Source organism: Pseudomonas taiwanensis DSM 21245, from assembly GCF_000425785.1.
GTDB lineage: Bacteria > Pseudomonadota > Gammaproteobacteria > Pseudomonadales > Pseudomonadaceae > Aquipseudomonas > Aquipseudomonas taiwanensis.
The window spans coordinates 110,968-123,767 of the sequence record NZ_AUEC01000015.1 but is presented as its reverse complement, the minus strand read 5'-3'; the positions used below and the strand labels follow the sequence as shown (position 1 = coordinate 123,767).

Below are 12,800 nucleotides of genomic sequence, written 5' to 3'. Positions count from 1 at the left end.
GGTGGGAGTGATGTTCACGCATGTGCCGCAGCCTCTGGCCTATGCCGAGACCTTGATGGGGACCTTCACCGAGCTGGCCTGCGCCGCTGACGAGCAGGGCCTGATGCAGGCACTGGTCCAGGCGGTGGCCGGGCTCAGTGGCTGCGCGCTGGTGCAGGTGTACTTGCTCGACTCGACCCACACGCGGCTGGGGCTTGAGGTCGCCTGCCTCGATGGGCAGTTGCAGGCGCGGGACTGTGCCAGCCTGCCGGCCGACTACAATGGCGAGCAGTTGATGCAGTTCGCCTTGTGTCAGAACCGCATGGTGAGCATCGCCGAGCTGTCCGCCAGCATGTTCGACACCAGTTTCCTGCCGGCTCAGGCAACACCATGGCAGGCGCTGCTGGCGGTGCCCCTGGTGACCCCGCAGCAACGGGTGGTTGGCGTGTTGTTGTGCGTAGCCCGGGCGCGCATCGAGCTGGCCGGCTTTGCCGACTCGCTGGGACGCCTCGGTGCTTTCGCCATGGCTCAGTTGCATCTGCTGCGGCGTTTGCGTCAACCCCAGCCGCAGCTGCCGGCCAGTGTCGCCAAGCCGGCCGAGGTCGGTAGTTACGGCCTGATCGGTGACAGCCCGGCCATGCGTCAGACCTGCCAGATGATCAGCAAGGTGCTGCACAGCCCTTACACCGTGCTGGTGCTCGGTGAGACGGGCACCGGCAAGGAATTGGTGGCCCGGGCCATCCACGACTACGGCCCTCGCCGTTCGGGGCCATTCGTGGTGCAGAACTGCGCGGCATTTCCCGAGCACCTGCTGGAAAGCGAGCTGTTCGGTTACCGCAAAGGCGCCTTCACCGGGGCCGACCGCGACCGCCCGGGACTGTTCGACGCCGCGGACGGCGGCACCCTGTTGCTCGACGAGATTGGTGACATGCCGCTGGCGTTGCAGGCCAAGTTGCTGCGGGTGCTGCAGGAGGGTGAGATCCGCCCGTTGGGGGCTAACAGCACGCACAAGATCGACGTGCGCATCGTCGCTGCCACGCACCGTGACCTGGCGCAGATGGTGCGTGACGGTCAGTTCCGTGAAGACCTCTATTACCGCCTGGCCCAGTTCCCGATCGACTTGCCGCCACTGCGCCAGCGTGACGGCGATGTGAGTGCCCTGGCACGGCATTTTTCCGATAAGGCCTGTGCGTTCCTGCAGCGCAGCCCAGTGATCTGGTCCAACGCCGCCCTGAACCACCTCGAAGGCTATGGCTTCCCTGGCAACGTTCGCGAGCTCAAGGGGCTGGTGGAGCGCGCGGTGGTGCTCTGCGAGGGCCGTGAGCTGGCGGCGGAGCACTTTGCGCTGAACGGCGCCGCATCCACAGCGGGCGATGGCGAGCTGAACCTGCGCGAACGCCTCGAGCAGGTCGAGCGCAATCTGCTGCTCGACTGCCTGCGCAAGCACGATGGCAACCAGACCATGGCCGCTCGCGAGTTGGGCTTGCCGCGGCGCACCCTGCTGTACCGACTCGGTCGCCTGAATATCCAGATCGGCGATGGCGCAGGCCGGCTGGCATGAACCTTTTCTCTTACATCCAAGGCGCGCCGCAGCTGGTGCTTGCCTGTTTAGCTCATGGAGTGTTTTCGATGTTCATCGGTATCTGGCGGGCTGCGTTACTGGCCCTGTTAACCGTGCTGGTCCTGGCCGGGTGCAGCGGCAACTACAAGTTCGATGACGACCGCTACCGGCCAGTGGGCGACCCACAGGCCCTCAATCGTGGCAACTGAGCCCAAGGAGCCCTGACCATGGAACTGGTTTTCGAGCTGGTGGACAGACGCCAGCACACCCGCACCGACTCGCCCAGCAAGTCGTTTGGCCGCAGTGGCGGCCACATTGGACGCGCCAAGGACTGCCACTGGTGCATCGAGGACGAAAAGCGCCACTTGTCCAGCCACCATGCCGAGGTCACCTATCGCGAGGGCGCCTTCTACCTCACCGACCAGAGCAGCAATGGCATTCGCCTGGCCAGCAGCGGTGCGCAACTGCGCAAGGGCGAGGCCTACCGTATCGAGCAGGGGGCGGTGTACCAGATGGGCGACATCGAGGTGCGCGCCCGCTTGATCGAAACGGATCGTGCCTTGGATGTAGGGCTCGGCATACCGGGATCGGACATCATCCCCGATGATGCCTTCCTCGCGCTTGACCCGCTGTCCGCCCTGGACAACGAAGAGGCGCGCCTTGCACCGATGGATGAACTGGCCGCCATGACCTTGCCCGACACCCCGGCCAAGCAGCGTGCCGACTACGCCCAGATCGACCGCGAAAACATCATCGTGCCGACGTTGGTGCCAGCCCCGGTTACCGAGCCTGCCCCGCAACCGGCCCCGCGCGAACGGCGAAGTGAAGCATTCTGGGAGCGCTTCGGCGCAGCGCTGGGCGTCGACCTCGCCGGTCTCGACGATCAAGCTCGCGAAGACCTCGCGGTGCAGGCAGCCGGTTTGCTGCGCCACAGTATCGGTGCCTTGCAGCAAAGCTTGCGCACCCGTAGCGAGCTCAAGAACGAGTTGCGCCTGTCGCTCACCACCCCGCAAGGCGCCAGCCGGAACCCGATCAAGGCGCCGCTGGAAGCCGACCAGGCCCTGGGCGAGTTGCTCAAGCCGCGCCGGCCCGGACAGTTGTCGGCCGAGCAGGCCGTGGCCCAGGCCTTCCGTGACTTGCAGGCACACCAGGTGGCTTTGCTTGGTGCCAGTCGCAGCGCCTTGCGTAGCACCCTCGAACACTTTGCCCCCAGTCAGTTGGCGTTGCAGTTCGAACGCCTGGGTCGCAAGCCGTGGTTCGGTAGCCGCTGGAAGCAATACGTGCGCTACCACGAAGCACTCAGTGCCGATGCCGACTGGAGCGAGCGCCTGCTGGCCAAGGACTTCGCCCAAACCTACGAAGAGCAGGTGCGCCTGATCGCTTCCCTTCACCACGATCCGCGAGGATGACTGCATGAAACCTATCACCCGCAAATGCTTCGGGGCAGCGTGGGCTTTGGTTGCCGCGACCTGGTTGACCGGCTGTGCCGCGCTGTCGCCGTATTCGCACATGACCAAGCTCGACCTGACACTGACCGCCACCGACGCGCTCAACCTCGACATCAACGGCCGGCCGTCGCCGGTAGTGGTACGTCTGTTCGAGCTCAAGCACCCGGTCGCGTTCGAAAGCACCGACTTCTTCACGCTCTACCAGCGCCCGAAAGAAGCCCTCGACCTGGACATGGTTGCCAGCGAAGAGCACGAACTGCGCCCAGGCGAAACCCTGAGTCTGAACCTGAGCATCGACCCAGGCAGCCGCTTCGTCGGCGTGCTGGCCGCCTATCGCGACCTGGAGCAAGCCGAGTGGCGCCGGGTGCAGCCGGTTCGGGCCGGTGAGCGGACGGTCGTCAACCTGTACCTGGACAAGACCGGTATTCACAACGGCGTACCAGCGGTAGTCCAAGCGGGTGAACAGCCATGAACGTGCACAAGGTAGTCTGGCAGGAAGGCATGCTGCTGCGCCCGCAGCATTTCCAGCACAACGACCGCTACTACGACAGCCAGATGAAAACCCGCACGCAGCTGCTGGGTAATTGCACCTGGGGTTTCATCGATCTGGAGATCGACCTGCAGTTCCTGACCATGGGCAAGCTGGTGATCAGTCGTGCCGCAGGCATCCTGCCGGATGGCAGTCTGTTCGAGCTCGATGGCAGCAGTGAACCGCTGGCCCTGGACGTGCCGCCAAACACCGGCAGCACGCCGATCTTCATGGCCTTGCCGCTGGTCACCGGAAACCACATCGAGGCCCGCCGGCCGGAGCAGGCCGAGGTATTGACGCGCTATACCACCTACGAGCTGGAGGTCAGCGATTCCAACGCGGGCGATGACAACAGCACCCAGATCAACTGCGCGCGCCCGGACTTCCGCCTGCTGCTGGGCGAGCAGCAGGGCGACCAGGCGTACGTCAAGCTCAAGGTGTGCGAAGTGCTCGACACCTCGCCGGACGGGGTCATTACCCTGGATCCGGACTTCGTCCCGAGCTACATCCGGACCCAATCCTCGGTGTACCTGCAGTCATGCCTGAAGGAAGTGATCAGCATGCTGGCCTTGCGTGGCGACACCCTGGCCGAGCGCATCCGCTCCAATGGCAAGGTCGGCGGTGCAGAGGTGGGCGACTTCATGATGCTGCAGCTGATCAACCGTACCGAGTTGCTGCTGCGTCACTACCTGAACCTTGAGCAGGTGCACCCGGAAGAGTTGTACCGCACCTTCCTGATCATGCTCGGCGACCTGTCGACCTTCTCCAGCGACACCAAGCGCCCTCGGCTGGACGCTCGTTACCAGCACAGTGACCAGGGCAGCAGCTTCCGCAAGCTGATGGAGTCGATCCGTCAGGTGTTGTCGATGGTGCTCGAGCAACATGCCATCGAGTTGGAGCTGCAACAGCGCCAGTACGGCATCCTGGTTTCACCCTTGCACGATCCAGGGCTGCTCACCACGGCATCGTTCGTACTGGCCGCCAGCGCCAACTGCGAATCCGAGGAGCTGCGCCAGCGTTTGCCGCTGCACCTCAAGGTCGGCCCGGTGGAGCGCATTCGCCAGTTGGTCAACCTTCACTTGCCTGGGCTCAAGGTCAAGCCCTTGCCTGTGGCACCGAGGCAGATCCCGTTTCATGCCAACAAAACCTACTTCATCGTCGAACTCGATGCCGCAGATCGCGCCAAGATGGATGGCTCTGGTGGTTTCGCCTTCCACGTCACCAGTGAGTTCTCCGATCTTGAACTGAAATTCTGGGCCATCAGGAACTGACCGCAATGAGCAAGGACACGGAACACCCGCAGGACGACAAGACCGTCCTGTACAACCAGGATGGCTCGGCACCCTCTGGCCAGCCACTGACGGCCCATGGCGATGCGGCCAAGGTCGAGGCGCTGGAGCAGCGTATGGTCTATTCGGCGCGGCTCCCTGCCAGCGGCAGCTTCAGCGTCGGTCTCAACCCGTTGGTGGCGGCTGCTGGCGAGTTGATTTCGGAAGTGGTGCGGCTCAAGCACAGCGAAACCGCCGAAGACTTGAATACGCTCAAGGAGCGACTGAGCGCCTACATCCGCACCTTCGAAGCGCGCATCCATTACGAAGGGGTCGAGAGCAGCCAGGTGACGGTGGCGCGCTACCTGATTTGCACCGTGGTCGATGAAGCCGTGGTCACCACCTCGTGGGGCAACGAAAGTCAGTGGTCCCAGATGAGCCTGCTCAGTGCGTTTCACAACGAAACCTTCGGCGGCGAGAAGTTCTTCGCCTTGCTCGACCGCATGTCGAAGAACCCGGTCAAGCACCTGGCCATGCTGGAGCTGATGTACCTGTGCCTGTCGCTGGGCTTCGAGGGCAAGTATCGGGTAATCGATCGCGGTATGTCCGAACTCGAAGGCATCCGCGACGCGCTGTTCCGCCAGATCCGCCAGCTGCGGGGCGACGTGCCGCGCGAGTTGGCGCCACGCTGGGAGGGTCACGACCAGCGCCACACTCCGGTGCGTATCGTGCCGTGGTGGAGCGTGGCGTTGCTCACGATGGTGTGTCTGATGGTGCTGTATGCCGGTTTCGCCTGGGTGCTGGGGGAGCAGCGCGCCACCGTCTTGCAACCCTTCCAGCCCCTCGAACAGAACGTGGCCGAACAGAAGCAGTGACACAAGGATCTGTGATGAAGAATGTTTTCAAGAAAGTCGGCGCATTCCTTGCCCGGACCTGGGTGTGGAGTCTGCTGCTGGTGCTGGCCCTGGCCTTGCTGGTGTGGTTCATCGGGCCACTGCTGGCCGTCGCCGACGACAAGTTCTGGGAAGACGCCGCGGCGCGGCTGTTGACCATCAGTGTGCTGTTCCTGCTCTGGGGATTGTGGATGGTGTACGCCAGCTGGCGTGCCAACCATCGCAAGCAGAAGGCGCTGGAGAGCGAGGGCGGGCAAGAGCGTCTGGAGCGTGAAGAGCGCAAGTACGAAGCGGCCAAGGAAATCAGGGCGCGTTTCAAGCATGCCCTGGCCACGCTCAACACCTCGAGCCTGTACGGTGGCCGTCACGACCGCTGGCGTCGTGATCTGCCATGGTACCTGGTGCTCGGCGCCAATGGCTCGGGCAAGACCAGCCTGCTGGAGCATTCGGGGCTGGAGTTTCCCATCAACGCGCTGGAGCGCAGGCGCTCGCAGGACGCGGGCAATGGCGAATACTGCAATTACTACTTTGCCGAGCAGGGCGTGCTGGTCGACACCGGCGGGCGCTTCCTCGAACAGCGCGACAGTGAGCTGGACGGCCATGCCTGGCGCACCTTGCTCGACCTGCTGCGTCAGCGTCGCCGCAATCGGCCGCTCAACGGTGTGTTGATCACCGTACCGATGGACACCTTGCTTGGCGGTGACGCGGCATTGAACGACTTGGCGCAGAAGGTTCGCTCGCGCTTGCAGGAGTTGCGCCAGCGCCTGCACCAGGACCTGCCGGTATACCTGGTGCTGACCAAGACCGACCGGCTGGCTGGCTTTGAGGAATTCTTCGACCAGCAGTCGCGAGAAGAAAACGAACAGGTGTTTGGCGTCACGTTCGGCAAAGGCAAGAATGGCGCCGATACCGAGTTACTGGCCAACGAGTTTCAGGGCCTGCTGCAGCGCCTGGGTGACCAGGTCACCCAGCGCATCCACCACGAGCGCAATACCTTGCGTCGTGCGCGCATCCTCGATTTCCCGCACCAGCTCGGACGCATCGGTGACCAATTGTGCCTGTTGGTGGATGCCGCTTTCACCGGCAACCGCTATCAGCGCGCCAGCCACTTGCGCGGTGTCTATCTGACCAGCGCGCCGCACCTTGCGCCGCAGGTCGATAGCGACAATGGCTTCCAGCCCGGTATACCTGGGCACGGAATCCCGCGGGGGCGGGCGCGCTTCATGCTGCAGTTGTTCACCCGTGTCGTGTTTCCCGAATACGACCTGGCTGGCCTCGACCGCCGTGAGCGGCGCCGCATCAATTGGGGCCAGCGTGCCGTATACCTGACGGCACTCGGCGCGCTGGTGCTGTTCGGCCTGCTGTGGGCAAACAGTTTCTCCGGCAACCATGAGCGTCTGGAAGCGCTGCGTGAACTGGCTCGGCAATGGCAGCATCAGCACCAGAGCCTCGACGGCCGCGACGATGCCCTGGCCGCACTCAAGCCGTTGGATTCGGCCTACCAGGCAGCACGAGTGTTTCCCGACAGTGGCGATGTCTCGCTGCTGCAGCGCGCCGGCCTGTATCAAGGGGGGGCTGCCAACGAGGTGCTGCAACCTGCTTACCAGCGCGAACTCGAGCAAGTCCTGCTGCCGCGCGTCGGCAAGATGGTGGAAGAGCAGATTCGCAGCAACCTGAAGAACCGCGAACGCTTGCTCAACAGCCTGCGTGCCTACCTGATGCTGGGCGATCCCGAGCGTCGAGATCAGGACTGGTTGCAGGATTGGGTGGCAGCCGGCTGGTCGCAGCGCTACAGCGGCAACACCGCCGCGCAGGAGGCGCTCAACGCACACTTCGGGCGCCTGTTGCAGCAACCGTTCGCCTTGCCGCTCAATGATGCGCTGGTGGCACAGGCGCGTCAGGTGTTGCGTGCAGAGTCGCTGGCCAGCGTGGTCTACCGAGTGCTGCGAGAACAGGCCCGCAGTCTGCCCGAGTACCGCCTGAGCCAGCAGTTGGGGCCACAGGCGAGCCAGTTCGTGGGGGTCGACTATGCGATTCCGGGCTTCTACACCTCCCAGGGTTACCAGCAATACTTCTCGGTGCAGGGCGCCAACCTGGTCAACGACATCCTGCGTGACAACTGGGTGCTGGGGGAGGGGCCAGGTATCAGCGACATGGACATGCGACGGCTGATGGTGGCGCTGGAACAGTTGTATTTTCGCGACTACGCCAATTATTGGGGGGAGGCGATCAACCAGGTCGGCTTGATTCCGTTCAGCGACGCGGGGGAAGGCGCTGACCAATTGTCGGCGCTCACCGCCGCCAACTCGCCGTTGTTGCTGCTGCTGACCGAAGTGCGCGAGAACACCCGTTTCCCGACGTTGCCAGAGACGTCAGACGAGGGCGAGCAGGCAGCCGAGGCGGCCGCTGGCAAGGCCGCGGCCAAGAAGCTTGGCAAGAACGGCACTGCCGTGGCTGGCGCGGTCGCCGGCAAGGCCCGTGACGCCCTGGCCAAGCGACCGCTGCCAGACACCGCGCGCATGGCGCTGCAACGGCGCTTCGAGCCGCTGCACCGTTTGCTCGATGACAACAACGGCCCAGGGCCTGATCTGGCGCCGACCCTGCAAGCGCTGAACGATCTGCAACAACAATTGGCCGGGCTGGCGCGCTCCAATCAGGTCGAGGAAGCTTCGTACCAGATGGCCAAGGCGCGCATGTCGGGCCAACGTGACGCCTTGAGCAGCCTGCGCAACGGCACCGCCCGACTGCCACGGCCAGTGGCGGGCTGGTTCAACCTGCTCTCGGACGACATCTGGCGCATGGTCCTGAACGACAGCTACAACTACCTCAACCAGCGTTACCAGAGTGAGCTGTACAGCTTCTATGGCAAGGCCATCGAGTCGCGCTACCCGTTCAACGCCGCAGGCACCGGCGATGTGGCGATCAGCGATTTCCGCGACTTCTTCAAGGCCCAGGGTGTAGCCGACCAGTTCTTCGACAGCTACATGAAGCCGTTCGTCAGTGGCGAGCCAGGCAACTATCGCTTGCGCAGCCTGGACGGCCAGAGCCTGCCGATGACCAAGACGTTCCTTGAACAGATGGGCATCATCCAGGCTGTGCGCCAGAGCTTCTTTGCGCAAAACCCGCAAGAGCCGCAAGTGCAGTTCAAGCTCGAACCGTACACCCTCGATCCATCGGTGAGTCGCGCTGAGTTTCGCTTCGGTGACCAGGTGATCGACTACCGTCATGGTCCGATTGTCTCCACCACGTTCAAGTGGCCGACCGAGGCACAGGACGGCAACAGCAGCCTGACCCTGGAGCAAATCAATGGCCGCCCCATGTCGCTGGAAAAGAACGGCGGCCCGTGGGCGCTGTTCCGCTTGCTCGACCTGATGCAGACCGAGTACCTCAAGGGCCGCGACACCATGGTGGTCAAGGCCAACGTCGGAGGTATGCGCGCCAACTACCTGCTGACCAGCCAGCGCTCGCCCAACCCGTTCGACCTGAACGTGTTGCGTGGCCTGCGGCTGCCGGGTGAACTCTGATGCTGCACGCCAACCCCTGGCGCAGTGCGGCGCGCACAGACGCCGGCAAGGTGCGCGCCCGCAACGAGGATGCATTTCTGGATTGCCCGCAGCATGGGTTGTGGGCTGTAGCGGATGGTATGGGAGGACATGAGGATGGCGATGTCGCCAGCCAGATGATCGTGGCCAGCCTGGCTGAACTGGCCCCTGCCGCCAGTTTCGACGAGCGTGTGGTCGCGGTCCGCCAATGCCTGCACTGGATCAATCGCCGCCTGGGCCAGGAGCTGACAGTGAGCGTCGAGGGCCACGCGCGAATCATCGGAAGCACAGTGGTCACGTTACTGCTTGAAGGCCGCCGTGGTGCATGCGTGTGGGCCGGCGACAGCCGTTGCTACCTGTGGCGTGGGCATCGGCTGTACCAGCTGACCCGCGATCATTCGCTTGCGCAGCAATTGATCGACCAGCAGCGCATGAGCGCCGAGCAGGCCCGTGGCCACCCCTCGGCACGCGCACTGACCCGTGCGGTGGGCGCCAGTGCCGAGCTCAAGCTGGAGGTGCTGGAGTTCGAAGCGTTGCCGGGCGATGTGTTCCTCCTGTGCAGCGACGGTCTCTACGACAGCCTTCAAAGCGATGGTCTCGGCCACGCCCTGGACCTTGCGTCGCCCGCCGATGCCTTGCAGCGACTGTTTGCTACTGCACTGGGTGGTGCGGCGAAAGACAACCTGACCGCAGTGGTGATCCATCAATGAGCGGCGACGCACTGGATATACTCGATGCCCTGGAGCAAGGTGGCGACGCCACCTACTTTTCCTTCACCCAGCCGGCCGGCGAGCCGGATCGGGGCAGCAATGGCAAGGGGCGGCGCAAGCGCCGTGGCAAGGGCAGGGCGGCAGAACCGTTGCCTGCAATCCCGGCAGCCGTCGACGTGTTGCCTGTGCCCGAGCTGTTGGCCGGCCGCTATCGCCTCGAGCGGCTGCTGGGGGCTGGCGGCATGGGCCTGGTGTATCGCGCTCGCGACTTGTTGCAGGAAAGCTACGGTGATCCGCAACCGTTGTTGGCGGTCAAGCTGATGAGCGACCAACTGGCTGCCTCGGCAGACGCCAACGCATTGCTGTTCAACGAATACGCGCTTACCAGCCGCTTGCGGCACCCCAACCTGGTGCGGTTGCATGGTTTCGCTGTCGATCCGCAATGCGGGCGCGCCTTCATCAGCATGGAGTTGATGCGTGGTCGTGCGCTTGACCGCGTACTCTGCGACCAGCCCCTGGGCCTGGCGTGGGCAGAGGTGCGTGAAATAGCCGTGCCGCTGCTCGACGCCCTGGCCTGTGTACACGGCCAAGGGGTGGTGCATGGCGATATCAAACCCAGCAATGTGATGCTCGGCGACGATGGCGTGCGTCTGTTCGACTTTGGCCTGGGCATGGCCGTGGAAGGGCCACTGGCCAGGTTGCCGCATTTGAGCTACGGCCGTTTCGAAGCCTGGACACCGGCCTATGCAGCGCCGGAGTTGTTCGAGGGCAGTAATCCCAGCAGGGCCAGCGACCTGTATGCCGTTGCCTGCGTATTGTATGAGCTGGCCTGCGGCCGTCATCCCTTCGAGCGTGTACCCTCGATCAAGGTCCGCGACCAGGCGCTGAGCTCGCGGCTTTCGGTGCCGCTTGGCATGCCGGCCAAGGCCTGGAGCGCATTGCGTGTGGCGCTGGCGTTCGACCCCGAGCAGCGCCGCGTGAGTGCGGCGCAGTTGCGTGATGCCTTTGCCGCCCAAGGACTGTGGGCGCGGCTCAGGAGCATGCGCAACACTCAGTCTTCCTGAGGGGTTGTAGCACCGAAGCCATAGCCGCGCAGCATGCCCTGGCGCAGGCCATTGCCCCAGGCATACAGGTGCGCCTGATGCGCAGCGGTCCAGTCCAACGTGTTGCGCGCCAGGGTTAACACCAGGCTATCGCTGTTGCCCGCGGTCAGTCCGAATGCCGGTACCTGTGACTTGCCCGTAAACAGCGCCATGCTGCCCAGTAGCAACACGTACAGCGCCAACAGTTTCAGGTATACGCCCGGAGGCTGCGGCAGCCCCAAACGCAGCAGGTACGCCAGCGTTCTGAACAGGTGCACCACCAACCCGATGCTGATCAGCAGCACGGTGACGCCTGGGGTTACCAAATCGCGGTAGCTGTCACGGCCGAGGGTAGAGAGGTCGTTGCTGGCCTCGACGCGTTGCTTCATCAGTTCGCGGGCGTCGTATTGCAGTGCCGGTCGGTAGACTGTGAGCGCGAAGGCTTCCTTGGTCAGGTAGGCATACAAAGTGATGCCAGCGGGTAGGGCCAAATCCTGTCGCCATTGGGCCTGGATGGCGTTAACTGCCAGGAAGCCCGTCCGCGTCAGGCCGGGTTCGATCCAGCCGGCGTCGATGCGTTGCTGGAGTGTTTCGGCGTATCGGTTACGTGCTTCGCGCCGCACCTGCCTGGCGACCGCCTGGTTGAAGCCGCGGCGGTCATCGGGGCGCCAGAGGTCGTTGACCGGAACGTTCATCTGCTCGCGTAGCACGTGGCGCACAGGTTGCCACTCAGCGAGCGGCAGGTCCCATGGATTGAGGGTGCGACCACGCTTGGTGAGCAGACGCAGGTAGTCGGTCCAGGCCTGGCCCTGGCGCTGGAGGATGGCCAGGCGGCTGGTTGCATCCGCGTAGAACTGGCTAGCGCGTCGGTACTGGCGGTAATGGTCCTCCTGCCTGCCGGTGGCTTGCAGGTAACGCTGGTAATTACGCTCCAGGCCCCCGCGTCGTTGGTCGGCGAGCTGCTCGAAGAACGCCTGCGGCGTGAGGCCGTCTGTCAGCGCCACTTGGGGACTGTCCGGTAGCAGCAGGGCCAATTCGGCCAGCCGCCATTTGCCCTCGGGGCTTTGCAACTGCGCGGGCGTGGCGGTCTGGCCGTCGATGCGCAGGTCATGTTCAAGCATGCGGTTGAGCAGCGGCATACCGAAGGCTGCCTGGGCTTGTTGGCTAGGGCTGGTGCGCTCGACCAGGCTATCGATCAGCAGGCGCTGGGCCTGGTTGCCAAGGTACAGGCAGCTTGTGCAGGTCAGCAGCGCCCACAACAGTGTGCGACCGAAGCCCCAGTTCAGGCGCAGCCCCTTGCGCAACAAGCAGCTCAATGCCAGCAGGGCCAGGGCGAAAGCCCCCAACCATTGGCCGTGGTCGGCGAGGCGTTGCAGCACCGCATGCGGCGCCAGGCTGCCGATCAGGTCGGTGATCTGCGCCAGGTATGCCAGGGCAAGCAGCAGGTACATCGCGCTTGGCAGCAGCATCAATTGCGCCAACAAACGGCCCTGGGCGCGCGTCAGCGGCAGGCTGCCGCCCCATAAGGCACGGGTTATACGCTGCCAGGGAGAGAGGTCTTGGCGGGTCCGTTGCAGTAGGGCGCCGAGCATCAGGCGTGGCCTGCTGGCAGAAAACGGGCAGGGCAGGGTGAAGCAGTAACGGAAGTGGTCACGCGCGGCGTTCCTTGTCGAATCGGTAGAGCATCCATGAGTGCGGCACGATGGTAGCACGTTGGTTTTGGTGGCGGCCGGCTTGCTGCATTTCGCGATGGCTTTTACAGCTTCGGCGCACTCTCCTGAGTCAACT

General features: G+C 64.0%; 10 protein-coding genes. 9 read left to right on the top strand and 1 reads right to left on the bottom strand.

Annotated elements, in window-relative coordinates:
• Positions 1-10 precede the first annotated feature (10 nt).
• The 9 genes from H620_RS0107070 to H620_RS0107030 all read left to right on the top strand — a co-directional run bounded on the left by H620_RS0107070 (position 11) and on the right by H620_RS0107030 (position 10,994).
• Positions 11-1,540, top strand: coding sequence for a sigma-54-dependent Fis family transcriptional regulator (locus tag H620_RS0107070; protein WP_023380000.1), 1,530 nt, complete (start codon positions 11-13; stop codon positions 1,538-1,540).
• Between the two features lie 68 nt (positions 1,541-1,608).
• Positions 1,609-1,749, top strand: a complete 141-nt coding sequence (locus H620_RS0107065; protein WP_023380001.1) for a hypothetical protein — start codon at positions 1,609-1,611, stop codon at positions 1,747-1,749.
• An 18-nt stretch (positions 1,750-1,767) separates the two neighbouring features.
• Positions 1,768-2,949, top strand: a complete 1,182-nt coding sequence (gene tagH / locus H620_RS0107060; protein ID WP_023380002.1) for a type VI secretion system-associated FHA domain protein TagH — start codon at positions 1,768-1,770, stop codon at positions 2,947-2,949.
• A gap of 4 nt (positions 2,950-2,953) precedes the next feature.
• Positions 2,954-3,460, top strand: coding sequence for a type VI secretion system lipoprotein TssJ (gene tssJ, locus H620_RS0107055; protein ID WP_027907034.1), 507 nt, complete (start codon positions 2,954-2,956; stop codon positions 3,458-3,460).
• Complete coding sequence (gene tssK / locus H620_RS0107050; RefSeq protein ID WP_023380004.1) at positions 3,457-4,788, top strand: type VI secretion system baseplate subunit TssK; 1,332 nt, start codon at positions 3,457-3,459, stop codon at positions 4,786-4,788. Before tssJ ends, tssK begins: the two co-directional genes overlap by 4 nt.
• 5 nt (positions 4,789-4,793) lie before the next feature.
• Positions 4,794-5,660, top strand: coding sequence for a type IVB secretion system protein IcmH/DotU (gene icmH, locus H620_RS0107045; RefSeq protein WP_027907033.1), 867 nt, complete (start codon positions 4,794-4,796; stop codon positions 5,658-5,660).
• Positions 5,661-5,674: 14 nt separating this feature from the next.
• Positions 5,675-9,202: a type VI secretion system membrane subunit TssM gene (gene tssM / locus H620_RS0107040; protein ID WP_027907032.1), complete on the top strand. Its 3,528-nt coding sequence runs from the start codon at positions 5,675-5,677 to the stop codon at positions 9,200-9,202.
• The gene (locus H620_RS0107035; protein WP_023380007.1) at positions 9,202-9,930 is read left to right on the top strand and encodes a PP2C family protein-serine/threonine phosphatase; all 729 of its coding nucleotides are present in this window, start codon (positions 9,202-9,204) and stop codon (positions 9,928-9,930) included. Before tssM ends, H620_RS0107035 begins: the two co-directional genes overlap by 1 nt.
• A complete protein-coding gene (locus H620_RS0107030; protein WP_023380008.1) occupies positions 9,927-10,994 on the top strand; it encodes a serine/threonine-protein kinase in 1,068 nt (355 codons plus the stop codon). Before H620_RS0107035 ends, H620_RS0107030 begins: the two co-directional genes overlap by 4 nt.
• On the opposite strand, the gene H620_RS0107025 is transcribed toward H620_RS0107030, so the two are convergent.
• Entirely contained in the window at positions 10,982-12,604 is a 1,623-nt protein-coding gene (locus H620_RS0107025) for a hypothetical protein (RefSeq protein WP_027907031.1), read from the bottom strand. The two genes, H620_RS0107030 and H620_RS0107025, sit on opposite strands and share 13 nt — an antisense overlap.
• Between the last annotated feature and the right edge of the window lie 196 nt (positions 12,605-12,800).

Excerpts from the sequence above, each read along its gene's own strand:
- H620_RS0107035 (WP_023380007.1), top strand. The coding sequence starts at position 9,202 with ATGCTGCACGCCAACCCCTGGCGCAGTGCGGCGCGCACAGACGCCGGC.
- H620_RS0107030 (WP_023380008.1), top strand. The coding sequence starts at position 9,927 with ATGAGCGGCGACGCACTGGATATACTCGATGCCCTGGAGCAAGGTGGC.
- H620_RS0107065 (WP_023380001.1), top strand. The coding sequence starts at position 1,609 with ATGTTCATCGGTATCTGGCGGGCTGCGTTACTGGCCCTGTTAACCGTG.
- H620_RS0107070 (WP_023380000.1), top strand. The coding sequence starts at position 11 with ATGTTCACGCATGTGCCGCAGCCTCTGGCCTATGCCGAGACCTTGATG.
- tssJ (WP_027907034.1), top strand. The coding sequence starts at position 2,954 with ATGAAACCTATCACCCGCAAATGCTTCGGGGCAGCGTGGGCTTTGGTT.
- tssM (WP_027907032.1), top strand. The coding sequence starts at position 5,675 with ATGAAGAATGTTTTCAAGAAAGTCGGCGCATTCCTTGCCCGGACCTGG.
- tssK (WP_023380004.1), top strand. The coding sequence starts at position 3,457 with ATGAACGTGCACAAGGTAGTCTGGCAGGAAGGCATGCTGCTGCGCCCG.
- icmH (WP_027907033.1), top strand. The coding sequence starts at position 4,794 with ATGAGCAAGGACACGGAACACCCGCAGGACGACAAGACCGTCCTGTAC.
- tagH (WP_023380002.1), top strand. The coding sequence starts at position 1,768 with ATGGAACTGGTTTTCGAGCTGGTGGACAGACGCCAGCACACCCGCACC.
- H620_RS0107025 (WP_027907031.1), bottom strand. The coding sequence starts at position 12,604 with ATGCTCGGCGCCCTACTGCAACGGACCCGCCAAGACCTCTCTCCCTGG.